Annotated in this window: 22 protein-coding genes; 12 read left to right on the forward strand and 10 right to left on the reverse strand. The window is 65.6% G+C overall.

Annotated features, from left to right (window positions below):
• Positions 1-4: 4 nt before the first annotated feature.
• The 7 genes from ACVWY6_RS10860 to ACVWY6_RS10890 all read right to left on the reverse strand — a co-directional run bounded on the left by ACVWY6_RS10860 (position 5) and on the right by ACVWY6_RS10890 (position 5750).
• Complete coding sequence (locus ACVWY6_RS10860) at positions 5-784, reverse strand: ABC transporter ATP-binding protein (RefSeq protein ID WP_457537947.1); 780 nt, start codon at positions 782-784, stop codon at positions 5-7.
• The gene (locus tag ACVWY6_RS10865; protein ID WP_457537948.1) at positions 781-1638 is read right to left on the reverse strand and encodes an ABC transporter permease; all 858 of its coding nucleotides are present in this window, start codon (positions 1636-1638) and stop codon (positions 781-783) included. The genes ACVWY6_RS10860 and ACVWY6_RS10865 overlap by 4 nt, the downstream gene beginning before the upstream one ends.
• The gene (locus tag ACVWY6_RS10870) at positions 1638-3077 is read right to left on the reverse strand and encodes an ABC transporter substrate-binding protein (protein WP_400725584.1); all 1440 of its coding nucleotides are present in this window, start codon (positions 3075-3077) and stop codon (positions 1638-1640) included. The genes ACVWY6_RS10865 and ACVWY6_RS10870 overlap by 1 nt, the downstream gene beginning before the upstream one ends.
• A 61-nt stretch (positions 3078-3138) precedes the next feature.
• Positions 3139-3366 (reverse strand): 4Fe-4S dicluster domain-containing protein, encoded by a 228-nt coding sequence (locus tag ACVWY6_RS10875; RefSeq protein WP_023962513.1) that lies wholly within the window; start codon positions 3364-3366, stop codon positions 3139-3141.
• A 5-nt stretch (positions 3367-3371) separates the two neighbouring features.
• A complete protein-coding gene (locus ACVWY6_RS10880; RefSeq protein WP_457537950.1) occupies positions 3372-4112 on the reverse strand; it encodes a GntR family transcriptional regulator in 741 nt (246 codons plus the stop codon).
• 169 nt (positions 4113-4281) lie between these two features.
• Positions 4282-4896 (reverse strand): DUF998 domain-containing protein, encoded by a 615-nt coding sequence (locus ACVWY6_RS10885; RefSeq protein WP_457537952.1) that lies wholly within the window; start codon positions 4894-4896, stop codon positions 4282-4284.
• Positions 4897-5012: 116 nt separating this feature from the next.
• On the reverse strand, positions 5013-5750 hold the full coding sequence (locus ACVWY6_RS10890) for an SDR family NAD(P)-dependent oxidoreductase (protein ID WP_031333423.1): 738 nt from the start codon (positions 5748-5750) through the stop codon (positions 5013-5015).
• 159 nt (positions 5751-5909) lie between these two features.
• Here ACVWY6_RS10890 and ACVWY6_RS10895 point away from each other — a divergent pair, with 159 nt between their 5' ends.
• From ACVWY6_RS10895 to ACVWY6_RS10905, 3 genes are all read left to right on the forward strand, one after another.
• On the forward strand, positions 5910-6191 hold the full coding sequence (locus tag ACVWY6_RS10895; protein ID WP_457537954.1) for a DUF3253 domain-containing protein: 282 nt from the start codon (positions 5910-5912) through the stop codon (positions 6189-6191).
• 84 nt (positions 6192-6275) lie between these two features.
• On the forward strand, positions 6276-6863 hold the full coding sequence (locus tag ACVWY6_RS10900; protein ID WP_457537956.1) for a carboxymuconolactone decarboxylase family protein: 588 nt from the start codon (positions 6276-6278) through the stop codon (positions 6861-6863).
• A gap of 69 nt (positions 6864-6932) precedes the next feature.
• Complete coding sequence (locus ACVWY6_RS10905) at positions 6933-7592, forward strand: response regulator transcription factor (protein ID WP_099382049.1); 660 nt, start codon at positions 6933-6935, stop codon at positions 7590-7592.
• 35 nt (positions 7593-7627) lie between these two features.
• Here the strand turns inward: ACVWY6_RS10905 and ACVWY6_RS10910 are convergent, their stop codons facing one another.
• Complete coding sequence (locus tag ACVWY6_RS10910) at positions 7628-7996, reverse strand: response regulator (protein ID WP_457537958.1); 369 nt, start codon at positions 7994-7996, stop codon at positions 7628-7630.
• A gap of 171 nt (positions 7997-8167) precedes the next feature.
• On the opposite strand from ACVWY6_RS10910, the gene ACVWY6_RS10915 reads away from it, so the two are divergent.
• The 7 genes from ACVWY6_RS10915 to ACVWY6_RS10945 all read left to right on the forward strand — a co-directional run bounded on the left by ACVWY6_RS10915 (position 8168) and on the right by ACVWY6_RS10945 (position 17044).
• Positions 8168-10027 carry a sensor histidine kinase gene (locus tag ACVWY6_RS10915; protein WP_457537960.1) on the forward strand — a complete coding sequence of 620 codons (1860 nt, stop codon included), beginning with the start codon at positions 8168-8170 and terminating at the stop codon, positions 10025-10027.
• A gap of 147 nt (positions 10028-10174) precedes the next feature.
• A complete protein-coding gene (locus ACVWY6_RS10920) occupies positions 10175-10996 on the forward strand; it encodes an alpha/beta fold hydrolase (protein WP_030170109.1) in 822 nt (273 codons plus the stop codon).
• A 50-nt stretch (positions 10997-11046) separates the two neighbouring features.
• The gene (locus ACVWY6_RS10925) at positions 11047-11787 is read left to right on the forward strand and encodes an alpha/beta fold hydrolase (protein ID WP_457537961.1); all 741 of its coding nucleotides are present in this window, start codon (positions 11047-11049) and stop codon (positions 11785-11787) included.
• 91 nt (positions 11788-11878) lie between these two features.
• Positions 11879-12715 carry an NmrA/HSCARG family protein gene (locus ACVWY6_RS10930; protein ID WP_457537962.1) on the forward strand — a complete coding sequence of 279 codons (837 nt, stop codon included), beginning with the start codon at positions 11879-11881 and terminating at the stop codon, positions 12713-12715.
• On the forward strand, positions 12712-14421 hold the full coding sequence (locus ACVWY6_RS10935; protein ID WP_457537964.1) for an MFS transporter: 1710 nt from the start codon (positions 12712-12714) through the stop codon (positions 14419-14421). Before ACVWY6_RS10930 ends, ACVWY6_RS10935 begins: the two co-directional genes overlap by 4 nt.
• A complete protein-coding gene (locus tag ACVWY6_RS10940) occupies positions 14418-15542 on the forward strand; it encodes an FO synthase (RefSeq protein WP_457537966.1) in 1125 nt (374 codons plus the stop codon). The genes ACVWY6_RS10935 and ACVWY6_RS10940 overlap by 4 nt, the downstream gene beginning before the upstream one ends.
• Positions 15539-17044, forward strand: coding sequence for a flavin-containing monooxygenase (locus ACVWY6_RS10945; RefSeq protein WP_457537968.1), 1506 nt, complete (start codon positions 15539-15541; stop codon positions 17042-17044). The genes ACVWY6_RS10940 and ACVWY6_RS10945 overlap by 4 nt, the downstream gene beginning before the upstream one ends.
• 8 nt (positions 17045-17052) lie before the next feature.
• On the opposite strand, the gene sigJ is transcribed toward ACVWY6_RS10945, so the two are convergent.
• Positions 17053-17970, reverse strand: a complete 918-nt coding sequence (gene sigJ / locus ACVWY6_RS10950) for an RNA polymerase sigma factor SigJ (RefSeq protein WP_457537970.1) — start codon at positions 17968-17970, stop codon at positions 17053-17055.
• A 31-nt stretch (positions 17971-18001) separates the two neighbouring features.
• Positions 18002-18580: a TerD family protein gene (locus ACVWY6_RS10955; RefSeq protein WP_457537972.1), complete on the reverse strand. Its 579-nt coding sequence runs from the start codon at positions 18578-18580 to the stop codon at positions 18002-18004.
• Positions 18581-18662: 82 nt separating this feature from the next.
• On the opposite strand from ACVWY6_RS10955, the gene ACVWY6_RS10960 reads away from it, so the two are divergent.
• A complete protein-coding gene (locus ACVWY6_RS10960; protein WP_457537974.1) occupies positions 18663-19457 on the forward strand; it encodes an SDR family NAD(P)-dependent oxidoreductase in 795 nt (264 codons plus the stop codon).
• A gap of 159 nt (positions 19458-19616) precedes the next feature.
• A complete protein-coding gene (locus tag ACVWY6_RS10965) occupies positions 19617-20363 on the forward strand; it encodes a DUF222 domain-containing protein (RefSeq protein WP_457537975.1) in 747 nt (248 codons plus the stop codon).
• Positions 20364-20534: the final 171 nt, after the last annotated feature.

Consider the following 20534-nt stretch of genomic DNA (forward strand, 5'->3'; position numbering starts at 1 on the left):
TCCTTCAGTTCTCGAGTGCGGCGGTGATCCGCGCGCGCAGTTGGGCGGTCGCCGTGGCATCCCGGTGGTCGGGGTCGCGCGGACGCGGCACGTCGACGATGTCGCGGACCGGGCGTCCGGCGCGCCCGAACACCACAACCCGGTCGCCGAGCAGCAGCGCCTCGTCCACGTCGTGGGTCACGAACACCACGGTCGCGGGATGCGATGCCAGCGTGTCGATCAGCAACGCCTGCATGGTCGACCGGGTCTGGGCGTCGAGCGCGCCGAACGGCTCGTCCATCAGCACCGCCCTCGGTGCTCCGGCCAGTCCGCGGGCGAGTTGGACTCGCTGACGCATACCGCCCGAGAGCGACTTCGGGAGGTAGTCGGCGAAATCGGCCAGCCCGATCTCGTCCATCCACCGCTCCGCCTGGGCCTTGCGGTCTCGACGCGGGACCCCGCGGAGGGTGAGCGCGAGCATGATGTTGCCGCGCACGGTGCGCCACGGGTGCAGGGCGTCGTCCTGGAAGACCATGGCCCGATCACGAGAGGTCTTGCGTACGGGCTCCGCGTCGGCGAGCACTCGGCCACCCGATACGGGCAACAGTCCGGCAATCGCCCGCAGCACAGTGGATTTGCCACATCCCGACGGACCTGTGAGGACCAGGATCTCACCCGATTCGATGGTCAGGTCGAGTCCGTCCACCACGGCGTCGCCGCCATAGTCGAGTCGTACATCGTCGAGTTCGAGACGAAGCCCGGTTGTCGGGATCAGGGAGGTAGTGGAGCTGACGGTGCTGGTCATCGGGTCTCCTGAGCTCGGGGAAGCCACCGGGTCAATCGGCGGCCGATCAACTCGATGCCGCCCGAGGTGAGGGCGCCGAGGATGCCGATGGTGAGCATGCCGACAAACACCTGCGGGTAGTCCACCACCGTGTACGCCTGCCACGTGCGGTAGCCCACACCGAGCCGGCCGGAGATCATCTCGGCGGAGATCAGGCAGATCCACGCCACGCCGATGCCCACCGACAGTCCACTGAAGACGCCGGGGGCAATGCCGGGCAACACCACTCGCAGGATCACGTCGCGCTTGCGTCCGCCCATGGTGAGCACGGAATCTTCCCAGATGGTCGGCAGTGCCCGCACCGCGTGCCGGGTGGCCACCGAGATCGGGAAGAACGCGGCGACGAACGTGATGAACACCATGCCGGCTTCGTCGGTCGGCAATACCAGGATGGCCACCGGCACCAGGGCGATGGCGGGGATGGGACGCAGAACCTCCGTGAGGGTGCCAACCGTGTTGGTGGCAATACGAGAGCGGCCCAACAGGATTCCGACCGGAACGCCGACTCCGACGGCGAGTGCGAAACCGGCGCCGATCCGGATCAGCGACTGACCGAGGTCGAGGTAGTACTCCTCGGTGCCCAGACTTGTCCAGAATGCCTGCGCGATGTCGGTGACCGACGGCACCGTGTCGAACCGGGCCCACAGCACTACGTCGGCGGTGGTCAGGAACTGCCAGAGTCCTGCGGCGGCAACGAGGACCAGGATGCGAAGTGGCCAGACGGTCAGCCAATGGCTTCTGCCCCGGGCAGACTTCGGTGCTGTCACTGAACGTGTCTGGATGTCCAGCGCCGGGGTGACGGTGGCGGTGGCCATCAGATGACCTCCGCGACAGCCTGATCGTACGACGCCGGTACAGCCCCGGGATGGGTCTTGATGTACTCGTCGGCACTGTCCTGGGTGGTGAACGGCACGAACTGTGTTCCGTCCCGCAGCCACACCGCCTTGTCGGCAAACCATCGGGTTCCGAGCAACGGGTCCGAGATATACGCTGCACGAACAGATTCGCCTTGTGACTGGGCTTGCCGGATTGCTTTGAGCAGGCAAGTCGGGCCGGCCGCCGGCTGCGTGTTGTCGCTGCCGTCGAGCCACAGTTCTGCTGCATCGGCCGGGTCGACGTCGGTGTTGCACACCGGGTCACGGCCACGGATCTGCGACGCATTCTGGGTGGATGCCAGTGACTCTGCGTAGTTCTGACCGGTTGCGGTGAATGCCTGCTCCAGGGGAGCGGTGTTCACAAACGTGTTGAGGTCGAGCTCGTGTTCGAAGCTGCCGATCGACTTGAGGTAGGGCTGGTCGCCCCGAAGCGCCTCCACCAGTTGCGGTTTGACTGCAGGGTTGAAGTCGGTGCCGCCGGGGCCGTTGTAGAGGTAGACCACCTCGGCGGGCAGGCCGCTGTCCTTGGCGACCAGGTTCGCGGCGGCGAGCGGAGCGTCGATCAGAGACTTGGTGGAATCCAGTTGTGCCTGCAGGAAAGCAGCCACCACATCCGGGTGCTCGTCGGCGAACGCAGATCGGGCAACAACACCGTGCAGCGTGGGAACGCCGAGCTGGGCGCCGTCGTACAGGAGCCGCGCCTTGTCCTGGAACACCAGCAGGCCCGGCCAGGCGACGAACTGTGCCAGCGCATCGACCTTGTTCGATTCGAGCGCGGACGCGCCGACCTGGGGCTGCTGATTCTGCACGTTGACGGCGTCGTTGGGGTTGATGCCGATGCGGTCGAGCGCCTGGACCAGGGTTCCGTGTCCAGCCGAACCGACGCTGGCCGAGACGCTCTTGCCGCGCAGATCAGCGATGGTCGTCGCATCTGAATCAGGTGACACCACAACCATGTTCAGTGAGCCCCTGGGGCTCGAGCCGGTGACCGACAACATCTCGGTGCGTGTTGCGTCATTGGCGTTCGCCCGCGACCCGTTGATGAGCAGCGGGTAGTCACCCATCGACCCGATGTCGATCTTGCCTGCGATCATCCCGGTGGTGATCGGAGCGCCGGTGTCGTAGTCCTGCCATTCGACGCTGTACTTCTGGCCGGTCCGCTCGGTCACCTCCTCCAAGCGCTTCTCGAAGTTTCCCTCGGCGCGAAGCAAGGTCCCGGCCGTCACGGTGTTGATGGTTTTGGACTGGTACCCGACGACCACGCGAATCGCATCGCTGTCACCGGAACTGTCGAGTGAACAGGCCGCTGACGTCAGCACGATTGCAGCGGCGGTGAACAGCGTGCCCAATCGGGCGCGTCGAGACGCGGTTGATCTCATCGAGGTTTCCTTGTGGTGCGAAAGGGTGGGGTGCGAAAGGTGTTGGGCTGGTGGGAATGAGTCAGCGGAGCAGGTACGGCATGTTCACGGTGACCGCTCCGGTGGGACACCGGACCGCGCAGGGGCCGCAGTACCAGCATTCGTCGACATGCATGAAGGCCTTGCCGCTCTCGGGATTGATGGCCAGTGAATCAAGGGGACACACCTCGACGCAGAGCGTGCAGCCCGTGATGCACAGGGATTCGTCGATGGTGACCGGGACGTCGGCTCGGGCGTTGACTTGGCTCACTGGTACTACTCCTGTGTTCGGCGGGCTGTGCTGCGCAGACAGACTCGGTCGCTGCGCATTCGGATGTATTCGAGATCGACGGGTCGGTCTTCGGCTTGTAGGTGGGTGAGTCTTTCGAGCAGCAACATGGCTGCGCCCGAGGCGATCTCGAGGTGAGCCGCAGAGTGTGGGTCGGCGTTCACCGCTTCGACGGTCATCGTGGCGCGGCCCAACCTTTCGCCCGCGATCTGCTCGAGCAGGGCGAAGACGTCGTTGTGTTCCAGATCGTGCTGGATCAGCGGGATGCCCAGGTCGGGAACGAGGTAGGTGACGTCGAGGCTGATCGGTTCGTCATCGAGAAACCGCAGCCGTTCGATGTAGACGGCCTGCTCACCGTCGTCGAGCGCCAATTTGCGTGCCACGGCGCGGGGAGGGTCCACCAAGGTCGCCACTTTGACGGTGTTGCGGACCTCGCCGTGCATGAGGAACGTCTCCTTGAGTCCTTGCAGGGCGTCCAGACCGTGTTCGAGTTGTCGCGCCACCACATGGGTGCCGACACGAGGAGAGCGTTCGATGAGTCCTTCGTCGCGCAGGATGGTCAAGGCATCACGGATGGTGTTGCGAGATACGCCGAAGTCGGCGATGAGGGTGGGTTCGTCAAGTGATCCGGCGACGTCTCCGTCGTGGACCTGGCGCCGCAGAATATCGGCGACCATGCGCGCGTTGTCGGCACGTAGTCGCGTGCCGCCAGGGGGCCTCATCTGCATGAATGGCACCATAACGCCCGTATTTCGGGGTCCGGCCTGGCCGAATGCGCCGCTGTGGTCGGCCGTTCGGAATGCGCCAGGTGCCGCCCGGTCGACTGCGCCGTGACCTGGGCTGCTGCGGCGCCGAGGGGCCAATTCGCCACCTGGGCGAGCCGTCCGGGGATTTAAATCAGCGGGGTGTAAACGTTTCGGTGGGAGTGGCCCGCGGGCCGTTCAACCCACTCGAACCCGCACTGACCTGCGTTCCTCGGCGCCGCAGATCGACGGCCACCACCAGCGGCCACAGCATCTCGGCGGTGAAGTTGATCCTTTCGGCGAGTCCCAGCCGGTCGCCTCCGCCGGTCTCCAGAACCGTCCACCCCAGCAGTGCGCACAGGATGAGCGAGGCCGTCGCCGCCACGGCCGGGCGAATCGTCGGGGCGGAAGACGGCGCGCGCGAGATCGCCAGCAGAGGCCACAGGCAGAACAGGACCGCTGAACCTCCGGCCGCGAGGAGATGGAACGTGGGTGCGACGTCCACCGGTGACAACGCCACTGCGATCCCACACGCGCCTGCCCCCGCCAACGCGATCCGCGTCGGTGTCCTGATTCCGGTCAGACCAGCGCTCGTAACGATCTGGCAGGCCCCGCTCAGGGCGATCCCGACAGCCATCACCCAGCCGCCGCCGGAGATCGTGGCCAGGTCGCTGAGCGTCTGTTTCGTGGCGTCGTACTCCTCGGTGATGATCATCGCGGCGATCACCGAGGAGCCGATCAGCAGGACGGGAGCAGCGGCAGCGCTCACCAGTGCCCAGAGCGGTACGGCCGATCGTGGTACTCGCGGCGGTGCCGGCAACTGTCCGCCTTTCTGCGATCACAGGTTCGGGGCTCTCACCTTGCACCCACCAACCCCGACACCGGCTACCAGCGTACGGGTCCGGCCGCGTCGATGAAGGTGCCCGACTCGGCATCGTCGGGAAGCGTCGCCGCACGCAGCACAACGGCTGCTGCCTCCTCCGCGGTCAACGGCGCCTGTGTCCGGTTGCCGGGGGCGAGATCGGTCTGCACATGACCCGGGCACACCGACGTGACCTTGACGGTGGTGCCGGCCAGCATCTTCGCCAGCCCGATGGTGATGCTGTTCACCGCCGCCTTGGACGCCTGATAAGCAGGAACGACCATCGAGTAGTACTGCGACTGAACATCTTTCTGATCAGCCAAGGAGCCCATGGTGCTCGATACATTGACGATGCGGCCGCCGGCACTACGCCAGATGAGCGGCAGCATCGCCTCGACCACATTGAGGACCCCAAGGGTGTTGACACTGAAGGTCTTCGCGGCGGCCGACGGGTGACTGAAGTTGATCTCGGCCGGCTGTGTGGCCTCGGGCAGGACACCGGCGTTGTTCACCAGAACATCGAGCCGGTCATGGCGGTTGGCGAGTTCGTGAGCCGCGCATCGAGCACTTTCGAAGGACTCCACGTCGAGGACCAGGCTTTCCGCGCGCAGGCCCTCCTCGCGTAGATCGGCGGCCAGGGACTCGATCCGCCCGCCGTCGCGGCCACTGATGATGACGGTGTTCCCTGCGCGGCCCAGTGCCCACGCGGTGGCAAGGCCCAGGCCCCGACTCGATCCGGTGACCAGCGCGACTTTTGACATGATGACCCCAACTCTCTGTGTGACAACCACTTTCACGCTCCGGTGGAGCGCGACATCAGTTCATCTCACGACAGCTCGGGGGTGCTGGCGGGAATCGGACCTCGCGTCGCGGGGGAGGGGGACGTTGACGGTGGGCCACCGCGACGGGAAGCTGGGCAGATGGCCCACACGAACGGCGGGGCGCCGGACGGCACCAATGACGTTTCCCTCACGGCGAAGATCCGTGACCTGCTGAGCGCGAGGTCGCCGGATTCGAGTATCTGCCCGTCGGATGTCGCGCGAGCGGTTGCCCCTGATGACTGGCGCCCGCTGATGGAACCGGTGCGCGCGGTCGCGCGCCAGATGATGGCGGACGGCGAAGTCCAGATCACCCAGGGCGGTGACGTGGTCGACGATCCGGCGAACGTCCGAGGTCCAATCCGCATTCGCTGGACCCGCTAGGCGCGCCTGTCACGTTGTGCGCTGCTGTGTCGTCCTCCAGGTAGGGGCGCACGGTGCGCTCGCCTGAAACAGGAGGTTCCTCACGTGGCACGTATTCCAGCAGTCAACCCCGATGACGCCGGTCTGATGGTGAAGGGGGCGTATCGGTACGCGGCCCGCAGGTTCGGCTCGGTGCCCGAACCGTTTGCCGTGACCGCCCATCACCGCGGCCTGTTCCTGGCATCGGCGATACACGAGACGGCCGTGGAGAAGGCATCGAAGGTGTTGCCGTCGAACATCCGGGAAATCGCGGTGTTCCGTACGGCATGGACGATTGGGTGCTCGTGGTGCGTCGACTTCGGCACCATGCTCCAGCGTCTCGACGGTCTCGATATCGACCGCTTGCGCGACATCGCCGACTATCAGAGTTCGCCGCACTACAGCGACGACGAACGGGCCGCGATCGCCTACTCCGATGCGATCACCGCAACGCCGACCACGGTCACCGACGAGCAGGTGGCCGATCTGCGTGAGCGTTTCGGCGACGCCGGAGTCGTGGAGCTGACCTATCAGATCGGGCTGGAGAATCAGCGCGCGCGGATGTACTCAGCCCTCGGTATCACCGACCAGGGATTCTCGACCGACTCCTGCCGGGTGCCGTGGGCCGATCCCGACACGGAGGTGTCGGGCTGACTTCGTCGCGCGTCTGACCAACCGGGCACACTGGTGCAGGCAGGTGGCGCGATCTACGAAGGGACTCACATGTCGGCCGGACTCTCCGTGGTGATCGCCGACGATGATGTGTTGCTGCGGGCGGGCCTGTCGAGCCTGCTGACGCAGGCAGGTCTCGACGTGGTCGGACAGGCCGGCGACGCCGATGAACTGCTCACGCTGGTTCGGGCCGAACCGCCACAACTGGCCATCATCGACATCCGGATGCCACCGTCGCACACCTCGGAGGGTCTCGACGCCGCGCTGCAGATCCGCAAGGAGTTCCCTTCGGTGTCGATGCTCCTGTTGTCGGCCCACGTGGAGGTCGACCACGCTCTCGAGTTGCTCGACGGGGGCCGGGGGATCGGTTACCTGCTCAAGAGCCGGGTCACCGACGTCACCGATTTTGTCGACACCGTGGGTCGAATCGCGAACGGTGCGTCGGTGATCGACCCCGCTCTGGTGCATGAGCTGGTGGCCGCGCGACGTCGCGATGATCCGCTCGGTGCCCTCAGCGCACGGGAACGAGATGTGCTGACGTTGATGGCGGAAGGGCTCTCCAACGCCGGCATCGGGCGCAGGCTGTGGATCACCGAGGGCACCGTGGAAAAACATGTCCGCAGCATCCTGACCAAGCTGGATCTCGCCGATACAGCCGACGACCACCGGCGGGTCCGGGCAGTGATCATGTATCTCGATGCGATGAGCTGATCACCCACGGTCTCAAGGGGTTTGCCGACCCGGCGTCAGCTCAGAATGCGCATGATCGACTCGGCGGACAGCTCGAACTTCGGCAGGAACCCGATCGCCGAACTCGCCTCCACCATGTCGGCGAAATCCTCTTCGTCGTGGGTGGAGACGAGGATGACGGCGGGAATCGGGTCCGGCCGGGTGTCCAGTAGCGCTTCGACCACATCGAAGCCGCTTTCACCGCCGAGGTCGATGTCCACCAGGATCAGGTCGGGCCGGGTGTCGGCAGCCGTCTGTACCGCCGCGGCAAGTGTCGCGGCGGTGCCGACAACCGTCATGCCGGCAGCCTCCAGCAACCTCTGCGCCGCAGCGCAGAAGGCGACGCTGTCATCGACGATGAGGCAGCGATGGTCGGAGGGCTTCACCTCTTCGAGGGTGTCAGACGGATCCGCGCGAGGCATTCCCGCTAGCAGGAACATTTCGCCGCCGAAAGCGGCGCGGGCCGCAGTGGCCGGAGACGAGCCGCCTGGCCGACAACGGCACTATCATCGACGTGTGCTCGGACGAACAAGCAGGCTGCACCGCAGGTCTGCACGATGATCTCTGCGGTTCGGTCAGGAACAGAGTTCAGTACCGATCGCGGTTCTTGGCGCGACAGGCTCGCCACCACGGTGCTCCGGCCCAGCGCTCCACCTCTGGGGTGGGGTATCGCGATCGCGTGCGGCTTCATTGCCACCGAGATGCTCGTGGTGCATCTGCTCGAACAGATCGCCCCCAATTCCGCGTTCGGCGCGGTCTTCCTGTTCGGTGTCCTGGTCGTGTCGGCCGGATGGGGTTTCGGCCTCGCGCTTGTCACATCGGTGGCCAGCGCGACGGCCTACGCGTACGTGCATGTTTCGGAGAACAGTGAGAGCCTGGTCCCCGCCGTGGTGGTGTTCTCGACGCTGGCGATACTGACCAATGTGCTGGTGGGCCAGTCCCGGCTTCGCGCAGTCGAATCCGATCAACGCCGGCGGGAAGCCGACCTGCTGGCCGCGTTTGCACGCACCATGCTCCGTGAGTCGATGTCACCGGAGATGTTCGAGAAGGCCAGCTCTCGGCTGTCCGACGTACTCGAACTGCCGCCGCCGCATGTGGTCCTCGGCCCGGCTGAGACGACTCCGGCATCAGATCAGCAGCGAATTCTGCTGCGCGACAACGGCCTCGATCTCGGCGCCCTGCTGGTGCCCGCCACGCTCGATGCCGCGGATTCGCGCCGTGTCAGGCGGATCGTGCCTGCCCTCGAAGCGCTGCTGGCCGCTGCCCGTGACCGGGAACAGCTCCATGAGCAGACGGTCAGACTGGCGCGTCAGCAGGCCGCGCTGCGCAGGGTTGCGACCCTGGTGGCCCTGCGTGTGGAGCCCGACGACGTATATCCGGCCGTCGCGCGGGAACTCGGGTCCGGACTGGGTGCCGAGCACGTGTCGGTGGTGCGGTTCGAGGACGGGCACGGTGTTGTGCTCGCGGCCTGGGACGACGAGCGCAACGAGAACCGCCTCACTCCCGGTGAGCGGCTCGAACTGGGTGGGAACAACATCTGCACCATTGTTCTGACCACCGGGGAACCAGCGGCCATCGATTACACCGCCGCCACCGGCCCGATTGCCGATCGCATGCACCAACGGGGACTGGTCTGTGGGCTCGGAGTGCCGATCACCATCGACGGCGACGTCTGGGGCGCGGTGGTGGTCGCGTCGTCAGACCGTGCACCCCAGTTCGAGATCCAGACTCGGATGACCGATTTCGCCGACCTGGTGGCCACCGCGGTCTACAACTGCGAGACCCGGGCTCAACTCACCCAGTCGCGTGCACGTGTCATCGCAGCGGCCGACCAGGCGCGTCGGACCATCGAACGCGACCTCCACGACGGCGCCCAGCAACGCATCGTCTCCCTGGGCATGGAGTTGAGGGCTGCGCAGGCGGCCGTCCCCACGGACCGGGAGGACCTACGACTTCGGCTGGACCGCAGCGTCGATGCGCTCACGCACGTACACACCGATCTTCAGGAACTCTCGCGCGGCATCCATCCTGCGATCCTCTCTCGGGGTGGGCTAGGCCCGGCACTCAAGACCCTCGCCCGCCGATCACCGGTACCGGTGTCCCTGTCCATCGACATCCCGTGGAGACTGCCCGACCCGGTGGAAGTTGCCGCCTACTATGTCGTGGCCGAGGCGTTGACCAACACCGCGAAGTACGCCAACGCCTCCGAGGTCACGATCACTGCGGTGATCACCGATGAAGTTCTCGACCTCACCGTGTGCGACGACGGAGACGGTGGGGCAGACACCGGCGCGGGATCAGGTCTGATCGGCCTGCAGGATCGAATCGAAGCCGTCGGAGGAACATTCACCGTGTCGAGTCCGGTGGGTGAGGGAACGAACCTCACCGTGCGGATACCCGTCGCACGCGACGCCTGACACCTGAAGCCTCACGCCCACTACCGGCTAGCCGGTAGTGGCACCTCCCGTCACCATCCCCCGGGTTTGGACGCCAGCAGCGTCGACACAGCTGCCGCAGTGGACGAATGTTGATGTCACCACGTCGAAGCGACCACAGGAGACACCATGCCGTACATCACCACCACCGACGGAACCGAGATCTACTACACCGAGCAGGGCAGTGGCCAGCCGGTCATCCTGAGCCACGGATGGCCGCTGTCGTCGGACGCCTGGCAGCTCGAACTCAAAGTGCTCGCAGACGCCGGCTACCGGGCCATCGCCCATGATCGCCGCGGCCACGGCCGGTCGTCGAAGACCTACCAGGGCAACGACATGGACACCTACGCAAAGGACCTCGCCGAGCTCGTCGAGGCGCTCGATCTGCGCGACCTGATCCTCATCGGACATTCCACCGGTGGTGGCGAGGTGGTCCGTTACGCAGCGCAGCACGGCGGTGACCGGGTGGCCAAGGTGATCACGGCCGGCGCCGTCCCGCCGATCATGCTGAAATCCGATAGCAACCCCGAAGGCACTCCGATCGAAGCCCTGGACGACATCCGCAACGGTGTACTGACCGACCGCTCGCAGTTTTACCAGGACCTGAGCGTGCCGTTCTTCGGTGCCAATCGCGACGGCGCCGACGTTTCTCAGGGCGCAAAGGACGATTTCTGGCGTCAGGGCATGCTGGTGAACCTCGCCGCTGCCTATGACTGCGTGAAGGCGTTCTCCGAGACCGACTTCACCGAGGACCTCAAGGCCCTCGACGTGCCCATCTTCATCGCTCACGGCGACGACGATCAGATCGTCCCCATCGCCGCTGCGGCCGAGAAGACCATCAACCTCGTCAAAGACGGCACCTTGAAGGTGTACCCCGGTGCCCCGCACGGCATTTACGGCGAGTACCAGAAGGCCCTCGACGCAGACATCCTCGAGTTCATCGCCAAGTAGCAGCATCCAGGCCCAACCCTCTCAGCACTTCTAGACAACGGAGTTCGTTCATGTCTGCAAAACCCACCATCGTTCTCATCCACGGTGCATTTGCCGATGCCGCCAGCTGGACCCCGGTGACCCGCCGTCTGCTCGACAAGGGCCACACCGTTCTGGCGCCCCCGGTGCCCAACCGCAGTCTGCTCGGCGACTCGGCGTACATCCGCTCGTTCGTCGAGCAGATCGACGGCCCGGTTGTACTCGTCGGCCACTCGTACGGTGGCGCCGTGATCACCGTTGCCGGTGCCGCCGACAACGTCGTCGGCCTGGTGTATGTCTCCGGGTACGCACTCGAAGAAGGCGAGAGCCTCGGCGAACTGCAGGGCCGGTTCCCGGATTCCGACCTCGCGGCCAATCTTGTGTACACGCCGTTCCCGATCGAGGGTGCCGATCCCGGCACCGACGTCTCGGTCAAGATCAGCGCGTTCCCGGCCGTCTTCGCCGCGGGTATCCCGCAGGAGGACTCAGAGGTGCTTGCCGTCTCGCAACGACCACTGGCCGCCGCGGCCTTCGGTGAAGCAGCACCGGTCGCCGCTTGGAAGACCAAGCCCGCGTGGGGAATCGTCAGCAGTGACGACCACACGATCAACCCGGACGTCGAGCGTTTCGGGTACGAGCGTGCGGGCCTGAAGAAGGTTGTCGAACTCGACGCCCCCCACCTGGTGATGCTGGCCAAGCCGGCTGAGGTCGTCGCCCTCATCGAAGAGGCCGTCACCGCGGTGTCTCAGGAAAGCGCCGTCGCGAGCGCTTGATGCGCCAGCGCACCGCCCCCGGTAAACGTGCCGGGGGCGGTGCGCCCCCTTGGGTAGACGTCCACCATTGATCGACAGGAAGTCCGAGAAGATGAGCAGCCCCTATGTGGTGATCGGCGCCACCGGCGCGCAAGGTGGCGCAGTCGCGACAGCGTTGCTCGCGAGAGCGCTGCCCGTGCGGGCAGTGGTCCGGCGCCCGGAGTCGACCCGAGCCCGCCGGCTCGCAGATGCGGGTGCATCACTCGCTGTTGCCGACCTCGACGACCCGAAGAGCCTCGCCGCGGCGTTCGCGGGAGCCGCCGGTGTCTACGCTCTCACCACGCCGTTCGAACGTGGACCGGATGAGGAAGTCTCGCAGGGGTTCTCGATCATCGAAGCAGCGTCCACCGCCGGTGTTCCTCATCTGGTCTTCTCCTCGGTGGCCAGTGCTGATCGCCACACCGGGATCCCGCACTTCGAGAGCAAAGCAGTTGTCGAGGCGGCGTTGATGCGGTCGGGCGTTGCCAGCACGATCGTCGGCCCCACATACTTCTACGACAACCTCCTGGCCGGAATCGACCAGGTGCGTGGGGGAGTACTCGAGCTCGCGATCGGTGAAGATACTCCATTACAACAGCTTTCGCGTCGCGACCTCGGCGAGTTCGTCGCGACGGTCTTCGAGGACCCGGCGCGCCACGTGGGCCTGCGGATGGACATCGCGTCCGACGCGCCGACACCCGCCCAGATGGCGGAAGCGTTGGGGCGGCGGCTCGGCCGCACCGTTCGGTTGCGGACAGTCGATGCTTCCGACATCGGTTCGGCGGACATGCGGGCGATGTTCGGGTACCTAAACGACACCGGATATGCGGCCGACATCCCCGCTCTGCACACCACATACCCGGCAGTCGGGTGGCAATCGTTCACCGATTGGCTGGACGAAACACTGTGACCACCACTGCGGAGTCCGCGCCCCAGGTGTCCGCATGGGCGCCGTTGCGCAACAAGATCTATCGATATCTGTTCATCGCCCAGCTCGTCTCGAACATCGGTCTGTGGATGCAGACCGTCGGGGCCCAGTGGTTCCTGGTGGAGCATGGCAGCAGCGCCACCATCGTCGCGCTCGTCCAGACTGCGAGTCTGCTGCCGACGCTGTTCTTGGCCTTGCCCGCCGGTGGACTCGCCGATCTCCTCGATCGCAGGCGCCTGCTGATCGCGGTCAGTATCTACACCGCGGTCGCTGCGGGGGTCACCACATTCCTGGCCTGGACCGATGTGCTGACGCCTGTGATGCTGCTGGCGATGACGTTCCTGCTCGGATGCGGCTCGGCACTGTCGGCTCCGGCGTGGCAGGCCATCCAGCCAGAACTCGTTCCACGCGAACAGATCCCAGCGGCTTCCTCGTTGGGCAGTGTCACCGTGAACGCGGCCCGTGCGGTGGGTCCGGCGATCGGCGGAGTGGTGGTGGCCGCGGCCGGGCCGGCCGCGGTGTTCGCAATCAATGCCGTGTCGTTCCTCGCGATCATCGGTGCGCTGGTGTGGTGGCGGCGACCCGCCGACGCCCCAGGTGTAGACCGTGAGCGGCTGGGACGGTCGCTGGTGACCGGTCTGCACTACGTGCACGCCGCACCCATCGTTCGCCGGATCATGGTGCGATCGGCGGTCTTCGCCTTCCCGGCGTCTGCTCTTTGGGCTCTGCTGCCGCTGGCGTCGAGTGCGCACCTTCATTTCGGGGCATCGGGTTACGGCCTGGTACTGGGCATGCTCGGTGTCGGGGCAGTCGCCGGCGTCGCGATCTACCCGCGCCTGCGGAAGAAGTTGTCGCCCAACGCCTTGCTGGCGGCTTCGGCGATCGCGTACGGGGTGGGAGTGGTCGCGGTCGGCGTGTTGCCGGTGTGGGCGGTGTTGCCGCTGCTCCTTGTGGCCGGAGCTGCCTGGATCGCAACTCTCACCACGCTCAACGCAGCGATCCAGCTGTCGCTGTCGCACTGGGTGCGGGCCCGCGGGATGTCGATCTACTTGCTCGTGTTCATGGGTTCGCAGGCTCTCGGATCGTTTGTGTGGGGTGTGGTGGCGTCCCACACGAGCTTTGTCACGGCGTTGCTCATCTCGGCGGCCCTGCTTGTCGCCGCGGCGGCCAGCGTCACGGTAGTACCGCTGCGGCCCGAGACGGGGACACTGCCGCGAGGTGTGTCCACAGCCTGGCCCACTCCGATGGTGGTGTTCGGACCCGAACCCGATGACGGCCCTGTTGTCGTCTCGGTGACCTATCGCGTGCGGCCCGCAGAGCTGGACCAGTTCGATCAGGCGATGGCCGCCGTAGGGAAGGCGCGGCGGCGGACCGGCGGATACTCGTGGGGCCTGTACCGCCATGGCGCCGACTCAGACCTGCGGGTGGAACAGTTCACCGTTCCCTCGTGGAGCGATTACAAGCGGCAGACCACCGAGCGCTGGACGGAGTCGGACCACCAACTGATCACCGCGGCGTTGTCGCACACGGTGACCGGCGCAACCGAAGAAGAACGTCAACTGTTCGCGGTCGGGCCCCGGACCGGCCGCCATCCGGCGCGGGCTGGGGAGCACATCGACCAAGTCGGCGAACCGAACGGTACCGCTGAACGGGAGGAGTTGCGGCACGGTTCTACAGTCAAGGGATGAAGTTGCGATCGTCATGGGCCGCCGACCACCACATGCCGCCGGCCGTGGTGCAACCGGTCCTGCGACGGTTGGCTCGCGATCCCGGTTCGATCGACGACCTGGAGTGGAGCTATCTCCTGCAGGCCGACGGTCCTGACCTGGACGAACTGTGTGCGTTGGCCGATGCCGCCCGCCGCGAGACGACTGGTGATGACCTCACCTTTGTCGCCAACCGCAACTTCGAGACGGCAGCCGTGCTGGCCGACGGTGGCGGTGTGAGCCTGGAAGACCTTGTTGCGGAGGCCTGGGAACTCGGCGCGACCGAGATCTGCCTGCAGGGTCCTGTTCCGGCGACCGAGTCGGCCGCCGAATACCTGGAGCTGATCAAGAGGATCAAAGCGGTCGCGCCCGAGATCCATCTGCACGCCTACCGCGCAACAGAGGTGTTCGACGCCGCGACCCGACTCGACGTCACCGCCGGAGAGTTCCTCCGGTCGGCCCGCGAGGCGGGCCTCGACACCGTGCCCGGCACTGCCGCGCAGGTACTCGACGACCACGTGCGCCGCGCCCTCTCGCCCGACGGCCGCGGACTGTCGGTCGCCGCGTGGGTGGACACGATCATCACCGCCCACCAGATGGGTCTGAAATCGACCGCGACGATGCTCTACGGTCACATCGAGGACCCGATTCACCAGGTGGCCCACCTGCGTCTGCTGACCGACATCCAGCACCGCACGTCCGGCTTCACCGAACTCATCCTCATGCCGATGCTTCCCGAGAACGCCCCACCCCACGTCCGGGATCAAGCGGTCCAGGGCCCCACGCTCCGCGAGACCCGGGCAGTACACGCGGTGGCACGTCTGATGATGCTCGGCACCATCGACCACGTACAAGCGGCGTGGACCAAACTCGACGCCGACGCGCTGCGTGCCGTGCTCCGCGGTGGTGCCGATGATGTCGGGGGCGTCCTGATGGACGGAACGCTCCGGCCCGACGCCGGGCCCGAGAGTGGTAGACAGCTCTCGCCCGACGATGTGACGGAGTTGGGCAAGGAACTCGGCCGGACGCCGCGTCAGCGCACGACCCTCTACGAGGACCCACCCGCCGAGCGGGTCGAAGTGTTGCGACGGGTTTTCGCGTGACCTCACCGTCCTCATTGCCACACTGCGTCGATGTGGCGATCGTCGGTGCCGGGTTCGCGGGACTCGGCCTGGGTATCCGGCTGGCTCGGGCCGACCGGGAGAGCTTTGTCATCCTCGAGCGCGGCGATTCGGTGGGCGGCACGTGGCGGGACAACCACTACCCGGGCGTCGCATGTGACGTACCCGCACATGTCTACTCGTATTCGTTCCGGCCTCCCGGTGACTGGACCTCGCTGTTCGCGTCGGGGCCGGAGATCCACGAGTATCTGACCGGTGCGGTGGACGAGGAGGGTCTGACGCCGCACCTGCATCTGAACACCGATGTGGCACAGGCTCGATGGCTTCCGGATCAGCTCTGCTGGCTGGTGGTGACCAACGCGGGCGAGATGCGGGCCCGCGTGCTCGTCGTGGCGGTCGGCCGGTTGGCCGATCCGCTCATGCCTCAGGTCAGCGGCTCGGACACCTTCTCCGGCAAGGTTTTTCACACCGCCCAGTGGGATGACGAAGCTCCGATCGACGGCGCACGCGTCGGCATCGTCGGCACCGGGGCATCGGCGGTTCAACTCACGCCACACCTCGCTGAGCGTGCCGGGGAGCTCGTCGTCTTCTCCCGCAGCGCGCCCTATGTGGTGCCGCGAGGCAATCGGGAATACAGCGAACCCGAGCGTGTGCAACTGCAGGTGAAGGCCAACGCAGACCGCCTGAGGGAAGAGCTCTTCACCGAGGCCGACAAAGCATTTGCGCAGCGTCGGGGGCTCCGACCGGACATCGATGAGATCCGGGCCCGAGCGCTGGGACATCTGACTGCTCAGATCGGCGATCCGGATCTCCGACGGGCCCTGACGCCGGACTATGAAATCGGTTGCAAGCGAATACTTCTCAGTGACGAGTTCTACCCGGCGCTGACGAGGCCGTCGGTGACGCTGGAACCCTCTGCGCTCGCGGCGTTCGACGGTGACTCGGTGGTCGCGGCCAGCGGGCGTTCCTACGATCTCGACGTTGTTGTCATGGCCACCGGATTCGAGGCTGCCAGGCCCGCGTTCGCCGAGAGGGTCGCGGGTGTGGGCGGGGAACTGCTCTCCGACCATTGGGGCGAGGGCATGGTGTCGTACGCGTCCACCGCCGTCAGTGGCTTCCCGAACATGTTCGTATTGGACGGCCCCAATGCCGCTCTCGGCCACAACTCCGCGATCTACATGATCGAGACGCAGATCGACTACGTCCTGGGCGCGCTTGACCACCTATGGCGCAACAGCGGGCTGGCGCTCGAGGTGTCCGCGGATGCCGAGCGCGACTACACGCGGGAGATCGACGAGCGTAGTGCGTCGACGGTATGGCTCAGTGGTTGCAGCAGTTGGTATCTCGACCCCCAGAGCGGACGGTTGACCTTACTGTGGCCTGGTACCGGTCGCTCGTTCCGGGAACGCAACGGCACCTTCGATCCGCAGCGCTACGAGAAGGTCAGCGCGGTTGGTGTGGGCCAGGAGTGCCGGGTTTCCTGACCCTGTGCTCACCGGTCAGATGAGCGCACGTCCGGTACCGCCTTCAGCTTCGCGGGGTCGGCGATGTCGTAGATGGCCGCCACACGGCCGTCGCGGACCACAAAGCAACTGGCGCGAGCCGGGGATGCGCGACGGTCACCGGCCGCGTCCCATCCGGCGCTGTACGCGCCGAGTTCGCCGTTGACGAGCACCGGGATCTGCTCGGACAGGAACGACTCGCCGTACCGTCGGACCAGCCCCAGCAGGAATCGCGCGACGCCGTCGGCGCCGTGAATGGGCTTGACCGCTGTGGGGGTGGTGCGGTTCGCATCACCGACGATCATGGCGTCCGGATCCAGTGCAGCCACAACGGAATCGACGTCTTTCGAGGCCAGCGCAGCAACGAGGCGCTGCACCGCGTCGGTCTGCTCCTTCTCCGGGACCGACGCCGGCACTCCCGAGACGATTCTCCTGGCACGTGAGGCCATCTGGCGGGCCGAGGCCGCGTTCACGCCCAGGAGGTCGCCGATCTCGGCGAACGGCACACCGAAACCGTCATGCATCACGAATGCGACGCGCATCGGGGGAGCCAGGGTTTCGAGCACCACCATCGCGGCGTATCGGCTGTCTTCCGCGGCGACCACCGCCTGCAGTGGATCTTGTGAATGGGCGGAGGGTAGCGCGGTGACCACGGGCTCGGGAAGCCATTGGCCCACATACTGTTCTCGTCGAACCGCTGCCGACCGGAGCCGGTCGAGGCAGATGCGCCCGACCACGGTGGTCAGCCAGGCGCCGAGGTCGTTGATCGAGTCGACATCAACATCGGCCAGACGCAGCCACGATTCCTGCACGGCGTCTTCGGCGTCCGTGATACTCCCGGTGATTCGATATCCCACCGCGAGCAGGCGAGTGCGTTGATCCTGGAATCGATCCGCGAGACTCGGCATGGGGTGATCGTAGGCGGACGCCGGCCGGTTCTCAGCCGATGTTGACCCCGTAGTCGCGTGCGATACCGGCGAGCCCTGATGCGTATCCCTGGCCGACCGCCCGGAACTTCCATTCGCCGCCGCGCCGGTAGATCTCGCCGAACACCATGGCGGTCTCTGTCGACGCGTCCTCACTGAGGTCGTAGCGTGCCAGTTCTCGCCCGTCGGCCTGGTTGACCACTCGGATGAAAGCGCCGTGCACCTGGCCGAAGCTCTGACCGTGGATATCGGCCTCGTGGATGGTTACCGGAAAGATGATGGAGTCGACGTCCGGCGAGAGGGCCTTCAGATCGACGGTGATCGTCTCGTCGTCGCCCTCGCCTTCACCGGTGCGGTTGTCGCCGGTGTGCTCGATGGCGCCGTCGGGGGAACGCAGGTTGTTGTAGAACACAAAAAACGAGTCGTTCAGCACCTTCCGGTTCGCGTTGATCGCAAGGGCACTGGCATCGAGGTCGTAGTCGACACCGGTGGTGGATCGGACATCCCATCCGAGTCCGACGCTCACCGCGGTCAGATTGGGTGCTTCCTTGCTCAGCGAGACGTTTCCGCCTTTGGCCAGGCTCACAGACATGGGCATCCTCCTTGGAGCGGGTTCTTTGGCTTGCAAACCATCCCCTCCAAGAGTACCGATCGGCGCGTCTACAGTCGGCAGTATGCGTATCGATCTGAGCGGTAGAACAGCATTGGTGACAGGTTCGAGCCAGGGCATCGGAAAGGCAATCGCCAAGGGACTCGCCGAGGCGGGAGCGCGCGTTGCGGTGAACGGTCGAGACGCCGGGAAGGTGCGCGACGCGGTGGCGGAACTGATCGCGCAGGTACCTGAAGCCGATGTCATACCGTTGGCTGCCGACGTCACCACCACCGACGGTGTGGACACGTTACTCGTCGCCCTTCCCTCGGTCGACATCCTGGTGAACAATCTCGGCATCTTCGGGTCGCAGCCTGCGCTGGACATCTCCGACGAGGAATGGCGTCGCTACTTCGAGGTGAATGTGCTTGCCGCAGTGCGACTCATCCGCACCTATCTGCCGTCGATGATCGATGGTGGGTGGGGACGCATACAAAACATCGCAAGCGACTCGGCAATCGTGATCCCCGCCGAGATGATCCACTACGGGATGTCGAAGACGGCACTGCTCGCCGTGAGCCGTGGGTTCGCGAAGGAAGCAGCAGGCGCCGGCGTCACCGTGAACTCGGTGATAGCGGGGCCAACCCACACCGGTGGCGTCGAGGACTTCATCTATCAACTCGTGGACAAAGACCTCCCGTGGGACGAGGCCCAGCGCGAGTTCATGCGTCTGCACCGTCCACAATCATTGCTGCAGAGGTTGATCGAGCCCGAAGAGATCGCGAACATGTGTGTCTATCTCGCGTCTCCGCAGGCTTCGGCGACCACTGGTGCCGCCGTACGAGTAGATGGCGGTTACGTGGACTCCATCGTTCCCTGAACACGGGGTTCGGCGGGTGGTGTGCCTGAGTGCACACAAGTCGTGATCTGATGGCCGGATGTGACGTCTGGGCTGAACTTGTGTGCAACGGGCCCGCGAGAGTGTCTGCGCCAGAACGTGATCGATGGAATTGTCAGACCCTTGATTTAGAATTGGGTCATGTTGTTGGTCGAGGGGGGAACTCGAGCCATACAGTTGGCCGAGGATCTGAGAACTGTTCCGCGTGAGGTGAATCGCCGGTTCGCGCAGACGATCACCGATGTCGTCGAGCTGGCGACACTGCGGGTGAATGAAGAACTCGCCATCTCCGGGGACCTGGACAAGGCCGCACGCATACCGGTTGTCGAGGTGTCCCTGCTGCTCGACATTTCCCGCACGATGGCCGGCGTCTACATCGACAATGGTCTGCAACTCCGCGATCGCTTCCACGGGACACGTGCGGCGTTCGCAGAAGGCGACATCGGGTTCGTTCATGTACGCGAGATCGTCACCGCCCTACAAGCCCTGAGCGATGAACTGGTGGCAGAACTCGAACCCGAGGCGATAGTAATTGCGCAACAGGGACTCTCACGATCCGTACTGCGCAACGAACTGGACCGGATGGTGATTGCGGTCGACCCCGACGGGGCAGCAGAACGACGCAAAGCGATGGAACCGCACCGCGACTACCGCTCCTCCCGCGACCTCAACGGCCTCGCCCACATCTCCGCGACCATCACCGCAGCCGAGGCCGCCGAACTCGACGCGCAGATCAACGCGATCGCGGGCACGGTCTGCACCCGCGACCGTCGGCAACCCGGCCAACAATGCGCCCGACGCCGACGCGCAGGTTACTGGAAACCTTTGCTGACACCACGAACCTGCCCACAGCAGCAGATGACAGCGCACCCGCGGCCCGCAGATTGACCGGAACTGTATGCGGCCCCGCGTTGTCTGGACTGAGGAGCGAGGGAGCGCAGCGACTGAGTCGACGAGGGAAGACGACGCGCTGAGGGCCGCATACCCGCGAGCACCAGCGAGCAGACAACACTGTTGACACCGACAACCCGGCATCACCGCCCCGCCACCGGGACTTCT

It is taken from the genome of Williamsia sp. R60, assembly GCF_054063855.1.